Origin of the sequence: Sinomonas notoginsengisoli, from assembly GCF_021554725.1 — a bacterium.
In the GTDB taxonomy this organism is placed as follows: domain Bacteria; phylum Actinomycetota; class Actinomycetes; order Actinomycetales; family Micrococcaceae; genus Sinomonas; species Sinomonas notoginsengisoli.
This window is the reverse complement of record NZ_JAIZDP010000010.1, coordinates 1-17,801: the sequence shown is the minus strand read 5'-3', so window position 1 is coordinate 17,801 and position 17,801 is coordinate 1. Positions and strand designations below refer to the sequence as shown.

Annotated in this window: 17 protein-coding genes and 1 pseudogene; 12 read left to right on the top strand and 6 right to left on the bottom strand. The window is 69.2% G+C overall.

The window, feature by feature from the left end; all coding sequences use genetic code 11:
- The first annotated feature begins 14 nt into the window (after positions 1-14).
- Both uidB and LF262_RS14030 read left to right on the top strand, forming a co-directional pair.
- Positions 15-1,442, top strand: a complete 1,428-nt coding sequence (uidB, locus tag LF262_RS14035) for a glucuronide transporter (protein WP_235781025.1) — start codon at positions 15-17, stop codon at positions 1,440-1,442.
- A gap of 172 nt (positions 1,443-1,614) precedes the next feature.
- On the top strand, positions 1,615-2,586 hold the full coding sequence (locus LF262_RS14030) for a phosphodiesterase (protein WP_235781024.1): 972 nt from the start codon (positions 1,615-1,617) through the stop codon (positions 2,584-2,586).
- 40 nt (positions 2,587-2,626) lie between these two features.
- Here LF262_RS14030 and LF262_RS14025 read toward each other — a convergent pair whose 3' ends face one another.
- On the bottom strand, positions 2,627-4,231 hold the full coding sequence (locus LF262_RS14025; protein ID WP_235781023.1) for a stealth family protein: 1,605 nt from the start codon (positions 4,229-4,231) through the stop codon (positions 2,627-2,629).
- Positions 4,232-4,328: 97 nt separating this feature from the next.
- Here LF262_RS14025 and pyrE point away from each other — a divergent pair, with 97 nt between their 5' ends.
- Both pyrE and LF262_RS14015 read left to right on the top strand, forming a co-directional pair.
- Positions 4,329-4,907, top strand: a complete 579-nt coding sequence (gene pyrE / locus LF262_RS14020) for an orotate phosphoribosyltransferase (RefSeq protein ID WP_235781022.1) — start codon at positions 4,329-4,331, stop codon at positions 4,905-4,907.
- Positions 4,908-4,929: 22 nt separating this feature from the next.
- Positions 4,930-5,961: a thioesterase domain-containing protein gene (locus tag LF262_RS14015; RefSeq protein WP_235781021.1), complete on the top strand. Its 1,032-nt coding sequence runs from the start codon at positions 4,930-4,932 to the stop codon at positions 5,959-5,961.
- 95 nt (positions 5,962-6,056) lie between these two features.
- On the opposite strand, the gene LF262_RS14010 is transcribed toward LF262_RS14015, so the two are convergent.
- The gene (locus LF262_RS14010; protein ID WP_235781020.1) at positions 6,057-6,815 is read right to left on the bottom strand and encodes an SDR family NAD(P)-dependent oxidoreductase; all 759 of its coding nucleotides are present in this window, start codon (positions 6,813-6,815) and stop codon (positions 6,057-6,059) included.
- A 116-nt stretch (positions 6,816-6,931) separates the two neighbouring features.
- Positions 6,932-7,792, bottom strand: coding sequence for an HAD-IIA family hydrolase (locus LF262_RS14005; protein WP_235781019.1), 861 nt, complete (start codon positions 7,790-7,792; stop codon positions 6,932-6,934).
- 152 nt (positions 7,793-7,944) lie between these two features.
- Between LF262_RS14005 and LF262_RS14000 the strand changes: the two genes are divergently transcribed.
- From LF262_RS14000 to LF262_RS13970, 7 genes are all read left to right on the top strand, one after another.
- Entirely contained in the window at positions 7,945-8,352 is a 408-nt protein-coding gene (locus LF262_RS14000) for a TOBE domain-containing protein (RefSeq protein WP_235781018.1), read from the top strand.
- Positions 8,349-9,149 carry a molybdate ABC transporter substrate-binding protein gene (gene modA / locus LF262_RS13995; RefSeq protein WP_235781017.1) on the top strand — a complete coding sequence of 267 codons (801 nt, stop codon included), beginning with the start codon at positions 8,349-8,351 and terminating at the stop codon, positions 9,147-9,149. Before LF262_RS14000 ends, modA begins: the two co-directional genes overlap by 4 nt.
- Complete coding sequence (locus LF262_RS13990; RefSeq protein ID WP_235781016.1) at positions 9,127-9,936, top strand: ABC transporter permease; 810 nt, start codon at positions 9,127-9,129, stop codon at positions 9,934-9,936. The genes modA and LF262_RS13990 overlap by 23 nt, the downstream gene beginning before the upstream one ends.
- Positions 9,933-11,030, top strand: a complete 1,098-nt coding sequence (locus tag LF262_RS13985) for a sulfate/molybdate ABC transporter ATP-binding protein (RefSeq protein ID WP_235781015.1) — start codon at positions 9,933-9,935, stop codon at positions 11,028-11,030. Before LF262_RS13990 ends, LF262_RS13985 begins: the two co-directional genes overlap by 4 nt.
- A 112-nt stretch (positions 11,031-11,142) precedes the next feature.
- Positions 11,143-12,336, top strand: coding sequence for an endolytic transglycosylase MltG (gene mltG / locus LF262_RS13980; RefSeq protein WP_308190540.1), 1,194 nt, complete (start codon positions 11,143-11,145; stop codon positions 12,334-12,336).
- 134 nt (positions 12,337-12,470) lie between these two features.
- Positions 12,471-13,061 carry a TrmH family RNA methyltransferase gene (locus tag LF262_RS13975; protein ID WP_235781098.1) on the top strand — a complete coding sequence of 197 codons (591 nt, stop codon included), beginning with the start codon at positions 12,471-12,473 and terminating at the stop codon, positions 13,059-13,061.
- Between the two features lie 101 nt (positions 13,062-13,162).
- Positions 13,163-13,831 carry a haloacid dehalogenase type II gene (locus LF262_RS13970; RefSeq protein ID WP_235781014.1) on the top strand — a complete coding sequence of 223 codons (669 nt, stop codon included), beginning with the start codon at positions 13,163-13,165 and terminating at the stop codon, positions 13,829-13,831.
- A gap of 104 nt (positions 13,832-13,935) precedes the next feature.
- Here LF262_RS13970 and LF262_RS13965 read toward each other — a convergent pair whose 3' ends face one another.
- The 3 genes from LF262_RS13965 to LF262_RS13955 are packed head-to-tail and all read right to left on the bottom strand — an operon-like array spanning position 13,936 to position 16,730.
- Positions 13,936-14,223, bottom strand: a complete 288-nt coding sequence (locus tag LF262_RS13965; RefSeq protein WP_235781013.1) for a DUF1905 domain-containing protein — start codon at positions 14,221-14,223, stop codon at positions 13,936-13,938.
- Positions 14,214-15,500 (bottom strand): lactate 2-monooxygenase, encoded by a 1,287-nt coding sequence (locus LF262_RS13960; protein ID WP_235781012.1) that lies wholly within the window; start codon positions 15,498-15,500, stop codon positions 14,214-14,216. Before LF262_RS13960 ends, LF262_RS13965 begins: the two co-directional genes overlap by 10 nt.
- Positions 15,501-15,509: 9 nt before the next feature.
- Entirely contained in the window at positions 15,510-16,730 is a 1,221-nt protein-coding gene (locus tag LF262_RS13955) for an alpha-hydroxy acid oxidase (protein ID WP_235781011.1), read from the bottom strand.
- A gap of 818 nt (positions 16,731-17,548) precedes the next feature.
- On the opposite strand from LF262_RS13955, the pseudogene LF262_RS13950 reads away from it, so the two are divergent.
- Positions 17,549-17,801: pseudogene (locus tag LF262_RS13950) on the top strand (hypothetical protein); the annotation flags it as partial.

Genomic DNA, 17,801 nt, shown 5'->3' with positions numbered 1-17,801 from the left:
CAAGGACCATGACAATGACGTCTTCACCCACCAGCGCCCCGTCGAAGGCCGGCAAGCTCAGCCTGAAGAGCATCATCGGCTACGGGGCGGGCGACGCCGCGAACAACCTCGCCTTCACCACCACCACGATGTTCCTGCTCGTCTACTACACAGACGTGGCCGGGATCTCCGCGGCCGCTGCGGGAACGCTGTTCCTGGTGGTGCGGATCTTCGACGCGTTCTCCGACCTCCTGGCCGGGCGGCTCGTGGACCGCACCTACACGAAGCGCTGGGGCAAGTTCCGCCCGTTCATCCTGTTCGGCGCGCTGCCGCTCATGGTGCTCACGTTCCTGAACTTCCACATCCCCCAGATCGGCGAGGGCGGCAAGCTCGTCTACGCCTACATCGTGTACGCGGCGCTCGGCCTGGCCTATTCGCTGGTCAACATCCCCTACGGCTCGATGGCCGGTGCCATGACCCCGCGGCCCAAGGAGCGCGCCAAGCTGGCCTCCTCGCGGACTATCGGTGCACTGCTCGTCGGCTCCGCCCTCGGCATCTTCGTGGCGCCGCTGCTCAAGGCCGGAGCAGACCTCCAGCCGATCTTCACCACCGTGACGATCATCTTCATGGTCATCGGCGTGGCCCTGTACCTGTTCACGTTCTTCACCACCCGCGAGAAGGTGGTCCGCGACGTCCCGAAGGTCTCGTTCAAGCAGAGCATGCGCACCCTCAAGGGGAACAAGCCCCTGCTGATGCTGTGCCTCTCCTCGGTGCTCTTCCTCTCCGGCTACCTCTCGCTGACCACCGTGCAGGTCTACTACTTCCGCGACGTGCTCCACAATCTGGGCCTCATCCCGGTGCTCTCGATCGTCCAGCTCGTCGTGACCCTCGCCCTCGGCGCAGTCATTCCCGCCCTCGTCGCCCGGACAAGCAAGCGCGCCGTCTACATCACGTTCGTCGGCGTCCTCGTGGTGGGCGGCGTGATCGTGCTCCTTTCCCCCGCCTCCCTCGCATGGTTCGGCTTCCTGGGCTTCGTGATCGCGATGGCCGGCGTGGTGGGCGTCAACATCGTGGTGTGGGCCCTCGAGGCGGACACGGTCGAGTACGGCGAGTGGAAGACGGGCGTGCGCTCGGAGGGCATCATCTACTCCCTCTTCTCGTTCACCCGTAAAACGGGCCAGGCGGTCGGCGGCGCCCTTGCCGGCTACGCGATCGCGTGGGGCGGCTACGACGGCCACGCGGCCCAGCAGACCTCGCAGGCGGTGCTCGGGATCCAGATCGCGGCAGGCCTCATCCCCGCCGTCCTCGCGATCGCCGCAGGCGTGATCATGTTCTTCTACGACCTCACGGACGATCGCCACGCGAAGATCGTCGCCGAGATCCGCGAACGGCACATGCAGGCAGGTGCGGGGATCGGAGCCGACGCGAACACCGTGGCGAAGCACTCCGAGCCGGAGGCCTGAGCCAACCCGATGCCCAGAGGCGGACGACGGCGGGAGGAGGCTCCCGCCGTCGTCCGCCCCTGCGTTTCCTTCAAGTTGCGTGGTTTGCAGCGCGTTCACTGGACATTCACCGTGCCGATGTTTTGGATGTGTGCACTGGGGAAACTGACTCCGAGACGATAGAAGGGTCCCGATGGGCACCATTCAGGCCGAGCATCCGCGGCCGCGCCACTTCCTCCTCCACGTCAGCGATACGCACCTGCTCGGCGACGGCCTCCTCGCGGGGTCTCTCGACGCCGAGGCCCGCGTGCGGCGCGTGTTCGAGCAGATGCACGACGCCGGCGGCTCGCCCGAGGCTATCGTCGTCACCGGGGATCTCGCGGACCGGGGAGAGCCCGAGGCCTATGTGCGCCTGAGGGGCATCGCCGAGCCCGCAGCCGAGGCTCTCGGTGCCCGCCTGATCTGGGCGATGGGGAACCATGACTCGCGTTCCGCGCTCCGCACGCACCTGCTCGGCGAGGACCCCTCCTCGGAGCCGCTCGACCGGGTCCACTGGGTGAAGGGGCTCCGGATCATCGTGCTCGACTCGAGCGTGCCTGGCTTCCACCACGGTGAGCTCTCGTCCGCCCAGCTCGAGTGGCTGGCGGAGGAGCTGACCTTCCCCGCGCCGGATGGCACGATCCTTGCGATGCACCACCCACCCGTGCCGTCCGTTCAGGAGCTCGCGGTGCTCGTGGAGCTGCGCGGGCAGGCCGCGCTCGCTGACGTGCTCCGCGGGTCGGACGTGCGGGCGATCCTCGCCGGCCATCTGCACTACTCGACGTCCGGGACGTTCGCCGGGATCCCCGTCTCCGTGGCCTCCGCGACGTGCTACACCCAGGACCTCGCCGGCGGAGTGGACCGCGTCTCAGGCTTCCGCGAGACGCGCGGGCGTGACGCAGCCCAGGCGTACAACCTCGTGCACGTGTACGCCGACACGGTGCTGCATTCGGTGGTGCCCGCGGCGGGCGGCGGCACGGTGGGACGTGAGGTGGGCGGGGCCGACGTCGCCCGTCTTCTCGCCGAAGCGGGCGTCAGCTTCCCCGCGGACGACGGCGCGCGGCCGGTCCGCAGGGGCACTCGCGAGGGCGTAGGCCCGTCAACGGGCATGCTCCCCGTGGTCTAAGCCCCTGAGCCCCTGAGCCTCTGGGCCTCTGGGCGGTCGCTCAGCGCTCCCACGGTGCCGGGATGGGGAAGTACTTCTCGAGGAAGTCCGTCACGCGCTCCTGGCGCTCCTGAGGGGAGACCTCGGGGAAGGACCCGTCGTTGAGGCAGAAGAAGTCCTGGTTGCGCTTCTTGAGGAGCCGGTCCAGGAGGTCCAGCCCTGACGGCACGGTCGTGTCGACGTACTGGACCTTCGCCGTGATGTTCGTCACGGCCCGCCCCGTCAGGAGCGCGTAGTAGTGGTAGAAGGAGTTCGTCACCGAGATGCTGTCCCACGTGCGGAAGCGCGCGGCGGCCGTCCTGGCGAACTCCGCGGGGAACTCGCGCTCCATCTCGAGCAGCACCGACTTTCGCAGCGGGGCGGCCGTGTGCTCGAGGTGCCGCGTGGTGATCCGGCCAAACCGCTCGTAGAGGAGGCGCCGGTTCACACGGGCAGCGTTCTCGTGGCCCGAGCGGTCGAGGTGATTGTCCCCGAGCCCGATCCGGGTCGGGGCCTCGATGAACTTGGTGATCCCACCCGGGGAGAAGAACATGTCCGGGCCGAGGGGCCGGCCGAGGAACATGTCGTCGTTCGAGTACAGGAAGTACTCCGAGAGCCCCTTGATGTGCTGGAGCTGCGACTCGATGGCCTGCGAGTTGAACACGGGCAGCACCGACGGGTCCTTGAAGTGGTCAGCCGCCGGGACGATGGTGATCCGTTCATTGGACGGATCGAGCCATTCCGGCGGCTTGGAGTCGGTGCAGATGAAGATTCGGTTGATCCACGGCGCGAACATGTGGACGCTGCGCAGGGCGTACTTGAGCTCGTCGATCTGCCGGTGGCGGGCTTCGGCGTCGTCGCCCTCACCGAGCACCACACCCGGCAGGAATGAGGCGCGATACTTGCGGAACTCGGCGTCCGCACCGTCCACCCACGAGAAGACGATGTCGATCTGGAAGTCGATGTCCGTGGCATGGTCGGCGAACATGTTCTCGATGGTGGGCCAGGTCCGGCCGAAGCGCTCGACCGTCCCGCGCACAGCCTCGTTTCGCGGCAGGGTGCGGCGGGTGAGGGAGTTCTCGATCGGGAGGTGCAGGTCCTCGCCCTCCCACTTCCACAGCTCGATCTGGACGCCGGTCTCCTGGCCGTACCGCAGCCCGCCCTTCGGCTCGATGCGGGGCCGGTAGAGACGGAACATGCGTGCCTGTCCGGACTCGGCGAGCCTGCCGTCAGCGACGAGCAGCGCCCTGTCCTTCCGCGTATCCACCGTCAGGGAGTAGAACGGCTCGTCCTGGCATGCTTCGACGAGGGCACGGCGAAGGTCCTTGCGGGTGGTCCAATCGACCGCGATGACGGGCCGGGCATCGTTGCCGCGGACCAGAAGGTACGGGATGTCCGCGCGGTCCAGGACATCGCGCACGAACAGCAGGTCCTCGACCATTGCCTCGTGGGGTGTCCGGGTGGTGTTGACCAGTGCGTAGCCGCGCTTCTTGAAGCGCACCAGATCGTCCCGGTCCGAGAGCCGGCGCCCGGCGGCGGCCGAGGTGACCTCGAGCACGGGAGGCGCGGCCTCTTCGGGGTCAGGCGTGGCATGGTAGACCTCGGCAGGGGTGAGGGATGTATTCACTGGCCTCCTCAGGGCGCATTGGGGTGGCTCACTCAAGGCACATGATAGGCGCACGACGCCGCCACTCACCGATGTCGTCGCTACTAGAATCGCAAGCATGACTGACGCCGCCCCCGTTGACATCGCCGCCGCCCGCGCCCGCCTCCTCGAGCTGATCAAGGAGCTGGCCGTGGTGCGGGGCAAGGTGATCCTCTCAAGCGGCAAGGAGGCCGACTACTACGTGGACCTGCGCCGCATCACGCTGCACCATGAGGCGAGCCAACTCGTGGGCCAGGTCATGCTGGACCTCATCGACTCAGCAGGCGTCGAGGTCGACGCCGCAGGCGGCCTCACGATGGGGGCCGACCCGGTGGGGACAGCCGTCATGCACGCGGCACGCGAGGCCGGTCGCGCAGTTGACGCGTTCGTGGTGCGCAAGGCGCAGAAGTCCTACGGCATGGGCCGGCAGGTCGAGGGGCCTGGAGTCGAAGGCCGCAAGGTGGTGGTGCTCGAGGACACCTCGACGACGGGAGGGTCGGCGCTTGCCGCCGTCGAGGGCGTGCGCACCGCGGGCGGTGAGGTTGCCGCCGTCGCCGTCATCGTGGACCGAGCCACGGGCGCAAAGGAGCGGATCGAGGCCGAGGCCGGCGTGCCGTACCTCTTCGCGTTCGGGAAGGACGAGCTCGGCCTCGACTGAGGGGCCTAGCCCGGGCGGAGACGTGCCAGGACCACCCGAGGGCCCGCCGGGGATTGACCTGTCCCTGCTGCGTTCCGCGCGGCGGGTCAGATCGTTCTCCCGCCGGGCCTTTCTGGGAGGTGCAACGGCCTCGGCGCTGCTCGCGGCGGACACGTTCGTCACCCGCGAGGTGCAGAGCCGGCGCCGGCAGACCGTGCTCCTCGAGGTGGCGGACGACGACGCTCGGCAGCGCTTCCCCGGCACCTCCTGGATCCTGTTCCCCGGCTACAAGACGAGCTGGGAGGAGGCGAGGATCATTCTCGCCTCGCTGCATTCGTCCCTTGCAGAGCGAGGGCAGCTCGCAGCTGTGGGCTACTCGAACACGGGCCTCGATATCGACGAGGTCCTGGACACGCTGCGGGTGTACGTCCGCCAGAAGCGCCTGCGGACGCTGTACTTCTATGGCCACTCTTTCGGAGGCATGGTCGCGGTCGAGGCCGCGTCCCGGCTGCTCGCTGAGGACGGGCTGCAGGTCCAGGTGATCCTGCTCGATTCGACGCCGGCCTCGAAGTTCGACGTCCTCGACCAGACCTGGTTCGACTCGGTCGTGTACCTGTACGACATCGGGATCCGCATTCCCTCGGTGGTGCGTGGCGGGTACGAGTTCGGCGAACGGGCGATCCACAAGAACGAGCGCACGTGGACCCAGATCCTGAACCAGACTCTTGAGCAGCTCTCGCCGCTCGCTCCCTCGAGCGTGCTCATCCAAACCGAGTCGCAGTACATCTACGACTGGGACGCGACCCGGTTCGGGGGCGCCCTCGGTACCGCGCAGATGGCGTTCTTTGGGAACCCCGGCGACCAGACGGTTGCCTACGCCTCCGCACGCTCCCGCTGGGAACGGCTCTTCGCGCCGAACCTCGTGAGCTCGGACCTCCAGACCGTCGGCGCCTTCCCGGCGCACGCGAGCCCGCAGTGGAGCGGCATCGTCTACAACAGGCTGCTCAGCCAGATCCTCCCGCAGCTCCTGCCGCTGCCGCGCCGCATCGGCGGCGGGGGAGGCGGTCCGGGCTAGGCCTGGACCTGAAGTGCGCACGACGACGCGGGCCGGTCACCTCGCGCGGGAGGTGACCGGCCGGCGTCGTTCGTTTCAGCCGTGGTGCGGCTGGGTCAGACGGTCGTGTAGCCGCCGTCGATCAGGTAGTAGCCGCCCGTGACGAACGAGGCGTCGTCGGACAGCAGGAACGTCACGACGTGGGCAACCTCCTCCGGCCGGCCGAGGCGCCCCAGGACATGCTTGGCCTTGAGGGCCTCCATGACCTCCGCGGAGAGGCTGTTCTCCAACAGTGGGGTCTGGATGTATCCCGGGCCGACCGCGTTGATGCGCAGCCCCTGCGGGCCGTACTCGGCGGCGGCGTTCTTCGTCACGCCCACCACGCCGTGCTTGGCTGCCGTGTAGGCACTGTTGCCCAGCGCCGCGACTGCGCCGTGGATCGAGGCCATGTTCACGATCGCGCTGTCCTTGGCCCCAGCCTTGAGCATCTCCGGGATCTGGTAGCGCATCCCGTAGAGGACACCGTTCAGGTTGATGTCGATGACCTTGTCCCAATCATCGAGGTCGAGTTCGCCTGTCGGGGCGTTCTTCCCGCCGATTCCGGCGTTGTTGACGGCGTAGTTGAGCTTTCCGTACGTCTCCACGGCGAACTGGACCGCCCTCTCGGAGTCCTGCTTCTTTGCCGTGTCCTGCTGGAAGGCCGACGCCGTCCCACCCGCGTCCGTGATCTCCTGCGCCACGTGCTGGGCCGCCTCGAGGTTGATGTCCGTGAGGACCACGCTTGCGCCCTTCGCCGCGAGCTCCTTGCCGATCGCCTCTCCGAGGCCCGAACCGCCCCCCGTGACGAGGGCTACCCTGCCGGTGAACTGTGCCATGTCGATCTCCTTCTGCTCCGCTATCGGGGAACTATTCACGTAAGCGTCGGAAGGAACGGTGGTATTTCGCGCCTCGGCGTCTCGTTGCCGACACCCCCGAGTGACGCGGCAGACACCTAGAGCTGCTGCAGTAGGTCCTTGACCGAGGGGAGCACCTGGTTGGGCCGGAACGGGTACGCCGAGATGTCCTCCCGCTGGGTGATCCCCGAGAGGACGAGGACCGTGTGCAGCCCGGCCTCCATGCCCGCGATGATGTCGGTGTCCATGCGGTCGCCGATCATCGCCGTGGTCTCGGAGTGGGCGTCGATCTGGTTCATGGCCGAGCGGAACATCATGGGGTTCGGCTTGCCGATCGTGTAGGGCTCGCGGCCGGTCGCCTTGGTGATGAGGGCGGCGATGGAGCCGGTGGCGGGGAGGATCCCCTCCCGCGAAGGGCCGGTGGCATCCGGGTTGGTGGCGATGAAGCGGGCACCTTCGACGATGAGGCGGATCGCCATGGTGATCGCGTTGAACGAGTAGGTGCGGGTCTCGCCGAGCACCACATAGTCCGGATCCTGGTCGGTGAGGATCATTCCGGCCTCGTGGAGCGCCGTCGTGAGGCCCGCCTCGCCGATGACATAGCAGCGCGCCCCGGGCATCTGGTCCTTGAGGAACCCCGCGGTGGCGAGTGCGGAGGTCCAGATGTTCTCCTCCGGCACGTTCAGGCCGGAGGTGGCCAGCCGCGCGGTGAGGTCGCGCGGGGTGTAGATCGAGTTGTTGGTGAGCACGAGGAAGCGGCGGGACGTGTCCACCCACCGCTGGATCAGTTCCGAGGCACCGGGGATGGGGTGGTTCTCGTGGACGAGCACCCCGTCCATATCGGTGAGCCAGCACTCGATTTCCTGGCCGCTGCGGTAGACGACTGGCCCGGCTGGATTCGTGGGGTCGGGCTGGAGGCGGTTGTGCTCTTCGGGCTCGTGCGGGGCGGACTCGCTCATGGACGGCTCCTCGCTTGGTGGGGGGTGGAGGGCACGCGTGCGGCGGTGGACGCACCCCCAATTCTTCCATGTCCTCCTCATTCTCAGATCGATACCGCATTTGCGGAGCAAAACGAGCTTGGCTTCCGCATGCGCGGAACTAGACTCGGCGCATGGCACTCATCCGCATCGCCGACGCCGCACGCCTCACCGGCGTCTCCGACGACACTGTGCGCCGATGGGTGGACGCCGGCACGCTCACTGCCCACAAGGACGATTCGGGCCGCGCCGCAGTTGACGGCGCGGAGCTCGCGGCACACGCGCGCGGCATCTCGGCGGCGCCCGCGGACCCGTCAGGCGTGGGCAGATCCGCGCGCAACCAGTTCGTGGGACTCGTAACCGGGGTGACGGTGGACGGGGTCATGGCGCAGGTGGAGCTCCAGTGCGGTCCCCACCGCGTCGTGTCCCTCATGAGTTCTGAAGCGGTGCGGGAACTGGGCCTCGAACCCGGATCTGTGGCCACCGCCGTGGTCAAGGCGACCACCGTGATCGTCGAGACCCCCGCGGGCCGCGCCCCATGAGGGCCGCACCTGCCGGCTTCGTGGCGCTCCTCGCGGCACTGCTCGCCGGGCTGCTCGCCGCGTGCGGCGGGATGACGACGGCGGGCGGGCCAGCGGCGTCGTCCGCAACCGGCGGTGCGGGGCAGCACAGTATCAGGGTCTTCGCCGCGGCCTCGCTCAAGCAGACGTTCACTGCCCTGGGGCAGCAGTTCCAGGCGGCGCACCCGGGGACCTCGGTGGCGTTCAGCTTCGCGGGGTCCTCTGATTTGGCGGCCCAGATTGCGCAGGGGGCGCCGGCGGACGTGTTCGCCTCGGCGGATCAGGCGACTATGGACAAGGTCACCGGGCCGCGCCTATCGGATGGGTCCGCCAAGGTGTTCGCGACCAACGTGCTCACGATCGCCGTGCGCCCAGGGAATCCGTCAGGGATCACGGGCCTCGCTGACCTCGCGAAGCCGGGCCTGAAGTTCGTTGCCTGCGCGCCCCAGGTGCCGTGTGGCTCGGCCGCCCGGTCAGCGGAGAAGGCTGCGGGGGTGGCCCTGAAGCCCGTGTCTGAAGAGTCCAGCGTCACGGACGTGCTGGGCAAGGTCATTGCCGGGGAGGCGGACGCCGGGCTCGTGTACACCACCGACGTCAAAGGAGCGGCGGGCAAGGTGGACGCCGTCGCATTCCCCGAGTCCTCGGCCGCAGTGAACCGGTATCCCATCGCAGCGTTGCGCGGGTCGAAGGAGGCGGCGCTTGCCCGCGAGTTCGCGGACTTCGTGGCCGGGCCGGAGGGGCGGAAGGTGTTGGGGGATGCAGGATTCGGCGCGCCCTGACCGGCGATTCACGGGCCTCCCGGGCTGGATCTGGGTGCCAGCTGGCGTGGCTGCGCTGTTCGTCGTCGTGCCCCTCGTGGGCATCCTCGCCCGGGTGGACTGGGCGCACTTCGTCCCGCTCATCACCTCGGGCTCGTCCCTCGCCGCGCTCCGCCTGAGCCTCGAGACGGCGCTGGCGAGCACCGCGGTGGTGCTCGTGCTCGGCGTGCCGATGGCCATGGCACTCGCTCGGGGCAGCGTGCCGGGGCTGCGGTGGCTGCGCGCCCTGGTGCTCCTGCCGCTCGTGCTGCCGCCCGTGGTGGGCGGCCTCGCGCTCCTGTACACCTTCGGCAGGCTTGGTCTCGTGGGCCGCTGGCTCGACGTTGTGGGCGTGCAGATCGCGTTCACCACCACGGCCGTGGTCATGGCGCAGGCGTTCGTCTCGCTCCCGTTCCTCGTGGTCAGCCTCGAGGGCGCGCTGCGCACCGCCGGCGGACGGTACGAGGCGGTGGCAGCAACCCTCGGCGCGTCCCCGACCCACGCGTTCCGCCGCGTCACCCTCCCGCTGGTGCTGCCCGGGCTCGCATCCGGCCTCGTGCTCGCCTTCGCTCGCTCGCTGGGCGAATTCGGGGCCACGCTCACGTTCGCGGGAAGTCTTCAAGGAGTGACGCGCACCCTCCCGCTCGAGGTCTACCTCCAGCGTGAAACAGATCCTGACGCGGCTGTCGCCCTCGCGCTCGTGCTGGTGGCGGTCGCGGCGGCTGTGGTCGGGCTCGCGTATGGGCGGCGTACCGGAGGAGCGCGATGAGTCTCCTGGCCGTCGATGCCGCCGTGACCGCGCGCGGCGTGCAGCTCACCCTCGGCGTCGAGGACGGCGAGACGGTGGCCGTGATGGGGCCGAACGGCGCCGGGAAGTCCACCCTGTTCGGCCTGTGCGCGGGACTGCTGCGGCCCGATACCGGCCGGGTCGTGCTGAGAGGCCGGGTCTTGGCCGATGCCGGCGGCGCATGGGTTCCCCCGCACCGGCGCGGGATCGCGCTGCTCGCGCAGGAGCCGCTGCTCTTCCCGCACCTGAGCGTGCTCGAGAACGTCGCGTTCGCACCCCGAGCCGTCGGGACGACGCGGACGGCCGCCCGAGCGGCCGCGGAGCGCTGGCTCGAGGAGGTCGACGCCGCCGAACTCGCCTCCCGGCGCCCCTCCCAGCTCTCGGGCGGCCAAGCCCAGCGTGTCGCCATCGCCAGGGCGCTTGCGGCCGAGCCGCAAGTCCTCCTGCTCGACGAGCCCTTTGCGGCCCTTGACGTCGCCGCAGCCCCGGCGCTCCGCCGCCTCCTGCGGCGCGTCCTCGCGGAGCGCACCGCGCTCGTCGTGACGCACGAACCGCTCGACGCGCACCTCCTCGCCCACCGCGTCGTGGTGCTCGAGGGCGGCCGCGTGGCTGAATCCGGCCGCACGGACGAGCTCCTCGAACGGCCCCGCAGCCGTTTCGCCGCTGGCCTCGCGGGGCTCAACTTCCTGCGGGGGCGGGTCCCTGCGCGGACGACGCCGCCCGGGCACCTCACCGTCGACGGGCTCGGCCAGGTGCTGGGGACAGTGCCGAGCGGCGTGGACGCGCCAGAGCCGGGCGAGGAGGCGATCGCGGTGTTCCGTCCCGCGGACGTGTCGGTGTTCCGGCCGGATGAGGCGCCTCACGGCTCGCCCCGGAACGCCTGGCGCGGGATCGTGCGCGAACTCGAGCCGCGTGGCGCCCAGGTGCGGGTGCACTGTGAGGCAGGGACCGCCGCCAGCGCGCATGCGGTCGTCGCGGATCTGACCCCGGCCGCCGCCGCCGACCTCGACCTGGGCCCGGGGGCCGCCGTCGTGCTCGTGGCGAAGGCTGCCGCGGTGACCGTCTACGTGGCCTGAGGGGAGTCCGCTCGTTTCACCCACTCAGAGTGCGGGTAATCTTCAAGTCTGCGCGGCCGGGCACCCCAACCCGGTGAGGTGTGGCGCAGTACACGACAGGAGCACTGACACGGTGATCACCGGGCCACAAGACACGCCTGCTGCCGCTGGCCACCACCCGGTCGACGGCCTCGAAGGCATCTTGCCCGGCCAGGACCCCTCGGAGAAGCCGATCGGCGAACCAGTCCCGGAGGGCAATCCCGGCCACCGCCGCCGGCGTAGGTTCCGCATCGCCGTAACCGCCCTCGGAGTCCTCATCGTGCTCACCATCGCCGCATCGGTCGTGGTCGCGCTGGTACTGCGGTCCGCCCTGAAGATGGATCGGGTGACCGACTACCCGGGTCCGGGCACTGGGGAGGTCCACGTCAGTGTGCAGAAGGGAACTGGCCCGTTGGCGGTGGCGAAGGAACTTGAGCAGGAAGGCGTCGTGGCTGACGCCGATGCCTTCCTCCGGGCCTTCGCCGAGACCGGCGGAAAGGTCAGCCCGGGTGACTTCACCTTCAAGAAGGAGATGAAGGCGTCCGACGCCGCGCAGATCCTCGCGGGAAACTCGAGCGACAAGATCGTCTACTTCGCACTGAGCGCTGGGATGCGGATTAACGAGTCCCTCGACGCGATCGCGAAGGCGTCATCGGCCGACCGAAAGGACCTCGACGCGCTCAACAGCAGGCCAGGCGACTTCGGCCTGCCGGCCGGGGCGAAGACCCTGGAGGGCTATCTAGCACCGGGGGAGTACAGGTTCCCGGTCGGGACCTCGTCGAAGGACATCGTTGCCAAGCTCGTCGCCACCACTGTGGATGAACTCAAGCAGGACGGCATCACCGATCCCGCCCAGCAGTACCAGGTGCTGACGGTGGCGAGCATTGTCCAGGCCGAGGGCGGACGTGCCGACTACGGCACTGTGGCCGGAGCCATCAACAACCGGCTCAAGCCGAACGACCAGACTGGCGGCCTCCTCCAGTCCGATGCGAGCGTCACCTACGGACTCGGCACCCGAACCGTCCAGCTCACGGACGTGCAGAAGCAGGACGCCAACAACCCGTACAACACTTATGCGCATCCCGGGCTCCCGCCGGGGCCGATCGATTCGCCGGGGTCGAAGGCAATCGCGGCGGCGGCGCACCCGACTGCCAACGACTACCTGTACTGGGTGACGGTCAACCTCGACACGGGTGAGACCAAGTTCGCCAAGACCTACGCCGAGCACAAGGCGAACGTTGCCCAGTACCAGCAGTGGTGCACCGCCAACCCTGGGAAGTGCTCCTAGCCAGTCGCCGCTAGGCTGGCGGGGTGACTGAACAGCGCGAGGAGGGGGGCGGCGTCGTGCGCCACAAGCACAGTCCCACGCCCGCTGGGGCGCACCAATCAGTGCACGAGGTAGGAGTGGGGCCGTGGGAGGGCATGTGGCCCGAGGGCGACCACTGGGACCCCGAGCTGCTCGCGCACGGCGACCGCCGCAACGTCCTGGACAAGTACCGGTACTGGACACATGAGGCGATCGTCGCCGAGCTGGACACGCGCCGGCACGAGTTCCACGTGGCGATCGAGAACTGGCAGCACGACCTCAACATCGGCACCGTGGTCCGCACCGCGAACGCCTTCCTCGCCAAGGAGGTGCACATCATCGGACGACGGCGCTGGAACCGTCGCGGGGCGATGGTCACCGACCGCTACCAGCACATCCGGCACCACGCATCCGTGGAGGACTTCGTCGAGTGGGCGCGAGCCGAGGACCTGCCGATCCTGGGCGTGGACATCTTCCCCGACTCGGTGCCGCTCGAGACCTACGAGCTGCCGCAGCGCTGCGTGCTCGTGTTCGGGCAGGAGGGGCCCGGGCTCACCCCTGAGGTGCACGCAGCAGCCCAGGCGACGCTCTCGATCGAGCAGTTCGGATCGACGCGGTCCATCAACGCGGCGTCGGCTGCTGCGATCGCGATGCACGCGTGGGTGCGGCGGTGGGCCTTCGGGCAGGTGGCCCGCGCCGGCTTCTGACCATACCGCTCTTGTCGAGGGACTGCTCTTCCCAAGGGGTTGCGCACAGGCACGGTGCTGGCAGAGGCTGGCACAAGGCCCCAATCCTTCGAGAGGACACCATGCCCAGCACGCCCAGCGTCATCGTCTTCGACGTCAACGAGACCCTGTCCGACATGTCTCCGATGGGGGAGCGCTTCGCCGAAGCCGGGGCGCCGGCCCTTCTCGCAAAGCAGTGGTTCGCAACGCTGCTCCGGGACGGGTTCGCCCTCGCCGCCACGAGTGATTCCGCCGGCTTCGCGGCCGTCGGTGTCGAGCTCCTCACGCCGCTGCTCGCTGCGGCCGGCGTCGCCCAGCCGGGGGAAGCCGCGCAGCGCATCGCCTTGTCCGTCTCTGACCTTCCCCTTCACCCAGACGTGGTCAATGGCGTCCGCTCCCTGCACGCGGCGGGATGCCGTCTTGTGACCCTCACCAACGGCTCGGCGAAGGTTGCCGAGAAGCTCTTCACGGCTGCGGGCATCCTGGACGAGTTCGAGAAGCTCCTCTCCGTCGAGGACGCGCCCGCCTGGAAGCCGCACTCGTCGTCCTACGCGTACGCGGCTCAGGCTTGTGGGACCGCCCCGGAGGAGATGCTCCTCGTTGCCGTTCACCCGTGGGACATCCACGGCGCGTCCCGTGCGGGCTTGCGAACGGCGTGGGTGAACCGCGACGGCGCGACGTACCCGAGCTACTTTGCCGGGCCGGAGCTGACGGTCACGTCCCTGGACCAGCTCGCGGGCGTGATCGGCTAGGCGCTGCGGAACGCGGGTCGGAACCGCAGCGCCGACCACGTCTCATCGAGCGAGACCTGCGGGCCTTATCTGCAGCTTCTGCCAGAGTTCCACGGGTTCATTATTCACACTGCGAACGTCAGGGTGACCGGCACGACGTCGTCGACCTCGATTCCCTCTGCCTCGCGGAATACCTTCCGCAGCGGGACGAGGTAGCGGCCGTCCTTGGGCATGAGGGCCGTAATCCCCTCTGAGCCGCCGAGGCGCACGGATACCGGGATGCAGCCCCAGCCGTACGTGAGCTCGCTGGAGACGGCGTGGATTTCCTCCGAGTCCTCGGCCGGCACCCGGACGAACACGAACGGCGCCGGCCCATGCCACTCGATCACGTCGCCGTGGAACGTCAGCTCCATCGGAGCACCCCCTCTCGCCGGATCTCGTCAACGCTCGTCACCCCAGCCACCGCCATGGTGAGGTCGAACTCCGCGCGGAAGCCTTCGAACACCTCGCGCGCCCCGTCCTCGCCGGCAAGGGCGAGCCCGTACATGTACGGCCGCCCAATGCACACCGCCGAGGCCCCGAGGGCCAGCGCCTTGAACGCGTCCGCTGCGCACCTCACACCGGAGTCGAACAGCACCGGCACACGCCCGCCCACGGCCTCGACGATCCCGGGCAGCGCGTCCAGCGACCCGATCGACCCGTCCAGCTGTCGCCCGCCGTGGTTCGACACAATGATCCCGTCCGCGCCGTGCTCGAGCGCGGCCCGCGCGTCGTCGGGGTGCTGGAGCCCCTTGACCAAGATCGGCAGTTTGGTCCGATCGCGCAGCCATGCGAGGTCAGACCACGTGAGCGTGGTCCGCGAGAACACATCCAGAAACGTCTCTACGCTCGCCCTTGGCGCCGGTGAGGCGAGGTTCTCCCTGAGCCTGCCCGGGTGGTTGCGGGCCATTTGCACGAGCGAGCGCAGCGCCGCGGGGGTTGGGCGCGCCGTCGTACGCTCCCCGGACCCCGAACTGCCGTGGGCGACCCGCTCCTCGACGAGCGCGCGGAACGCCGGGTCGGACGTGTACTGCGCGATGCCCATCCCGCGCGCGAAAGGCAGGAACGCGTTGTCGAGGTCCAACGTGCGCCACGAGAGCACCATCGTGTCGAGGGTGACGACGACGGCGCCGCAGCCGATGCGCTCGGCCCGCCGCACGAACGACTCGACCACCGCATCCTCGCTGCTCCAGTACAGCTGGAACCAGCGCTCGGCGTCGCCGAGCTCGGCCGCGATCGCCTCCATCGGGTGCGAGGCCTGGGACGAGATGATCATCGGCACCCCGGTGGTTCGGGCGGCGCGGGCGACGGCGAGGTCCCCGTCGGGGTGCGCGAGCTCGAGGACGCCGATTGGGGCCGCGAGGAAGGGGGAGGCGTGGCGGCGGCCGAACAGCTCGACGGACGTGTCCCGCGCGGAGACGTCCCGCGCCAGGCGCGGGACGAGGCACCAGCGGTCGAACGCCGCGCGGTTCGCCGCCATCGTCGAGCCCATCCCCGCCCCGGTGGCCACGTAGCCGCGGGCGTCGCGGCCCATCCGGGCGAGGGCGCGGCGCTCGAGCTCGGCGGGATTCGTGGGCACCGCGGGCCGGTGCCCGAACACGCCATTGCGGTAGATCCGCGACTGGACCTGCCGGCCGAAGGACTCGCTCACATGGCGAGTCTAGGCCTGGCGCAGCAGGTGCGGACCCAGGTCCTTGACCGTCGCGGCGCCGACGAGCTGCATCGTCACCTCGATCTCCTTCGCGAGCAGCTCGATGACGCGGGCCACGCCCTCGCGGCCGCCGGCCATGAGCCCGTACAGGTATGCGCGGCCGATGAGTGTGAAGTCTGCCCCAGCGCACAGGGCCGCGACGATGTCCGCCCCGGACATGATGCCGGAGTCGAGGATGATCTCCACGTCGTCTCCGGCAGCGGCGCGCACTTCGGGCAGGGCGCGGAGCGAGACGGGCGCCCGGTCGAGCTGCCGGCCACCGTGGTTGGACACCACGAGCCCATCAGCCCCGGCGCCGAGGGCCCGGCGGGTGTCCTCAGCCGTGAGGATCCCCTTGACGAAGAGCTTCTCGGGCCAAACGGACCGGATCCACTCCAGATCGGCGATGGACAGCGTCGGGTCGAACATCGAGTTGATGAGCGTGGGGATGTTCTGGCTCGTCCCCGAGAGCGAGGCGAACGTGAGCGGGTCGGTGGTGAGGAAGTTGAACCACCACTCGGGCCGGTAGGAGGCATCGAGCACGGTCTTGAGCGTGAGCTTGGGCGGGATGACCATGCCGTTGCGTGCGTCGCGGAGCCGCTGCCCTGCCACCGGCGTGTCAACGGTGACGAGCAGGGTGTCGTAGCCACTCGCCGCCGCGCGCTCGAGCAGGTCCAGCGACTTCTGCCGGTCCTTCCACAGGTACAGCTGGAACCAGCGCCGCGCGCCCGGCGAGACGCTGCCCGAGACGGCGGCCACGTGCTCGAGCGACCGCGTGCCCATCGTGGACAGCGAGAACGGGATGCCAGCCGCTGCGGCCGCGGCCGCGCCGCCGTCCTCGCCCTCGGCATGCATGAACCGGGTGAACCCGGTGGGGGCGATGCCAAACGGCAGCGCCGAGGTCCCACTGGCGATCGTGGTCGAGAGGTCCACCTTCTCGGTCCCGTGCAGGATGCGGGGGAGAAGCTCGACGGCGTCGAACGCCTCGCGCGTCCGGCGCACCGTGAGCTCCCGCTGGGCCGCGCCATCCACGTAGTCGAAGGCGGGCCTGGGGGTGCGCCGCTTCGCGATGGCCCTCAGGTCCCACACGTCCGCGGCGTGGGCGAGCCGCGCGGCGCGGCGGTCGAGAGTGGGCAGCTCGAACTGCAGCAGCGGGCGGAGTTCGCTCACGTGCGGGAAGCGGCGCTTCATGGGGAGGGCCTTTCGGAGATCGGGGCGTGGCAGGCAGTGTGGGCTCATGCGGCGTTGGTCCCGCGGCCCTTGGCCAGGAGCACCAGGAACGAGGACTAGGAGGACACCCCGGCAGGTGGCCACTCGCACCGCGCGGATCCACACTAGGGTACCGGTGCGCAGCCTCCGTACCGCCCACACTGTGAGTGCCAAGCCCCCAAAGGCCGGCACCGACGGCTCCGGTCATTGTCCAGTGGCTTGCGGCCGTGAGCTTCGGCCAGGAGCCGGCCCCGGTGGCGGGTTACATGCCCGACCGGAGCGGGCCGCGGGTACGGACTTCAGACCCGCCAGCAACATTGCCGCTCCAGTGGCCAGGTCGATCATGTTATGCAGCGGGTTCACGGGCGCGTCGCGCCCAAAGCCCTCTGCCCGCGTCACGGTCCCGACATGCAAGGACCCGGGACGCAGGACTTGTTGCAAGGCCGTCCGGGGCCGCTCCGGTAACCGATAACCGGTGGAGGGGCGATAAAGTGTAGGCCGGGAAGACCTGTGGAAAGTGGGTGCTCGTGGCGCGAGTCAGATGGTCAGGAGGCCGGCGTGCGCATCGGGTGCTGGCGCCGGCTCTTGTGGGGTTATCGGTGCTGGTTCTGGCCGGATGCGGCACTGGTCCCGGCGCCACTGTGTCCGGGCCCAGCGTTTCGGTGTCCGCCTCCCCCAGTGTTGACCCGGGTGCCGTTTCCCCATCAGCGTCGCCGCTGGCTGATGTTCCCGTTGCCGCGGCCGGTGGGCCCTCGGCGGCGGCGTTGATGGTGTGCAGCAAGGAGATCCAGGAGAAGATCGTGCAGATCCTGGCCCTTCCGTCTGTTCCGGGCACCGCGGCGACTTGGGCAGACAAGCTGTATACCTGCACCTATGCTCTGCCGGGCGGTGCGCTCGTGCTCTCGGTCAAGGAAGCCTCGGACCCGGGCGCTGCACACGCGTTTTTTCAGGATCTGCAGCGGAACCCGGTTGCGGCGACACCGATCGAGGGGTTGGCGAACCTGGGGTTCCCAGCGTTCCAAACACCAGCGTCAGCGGTCTTCGTCAAGGACA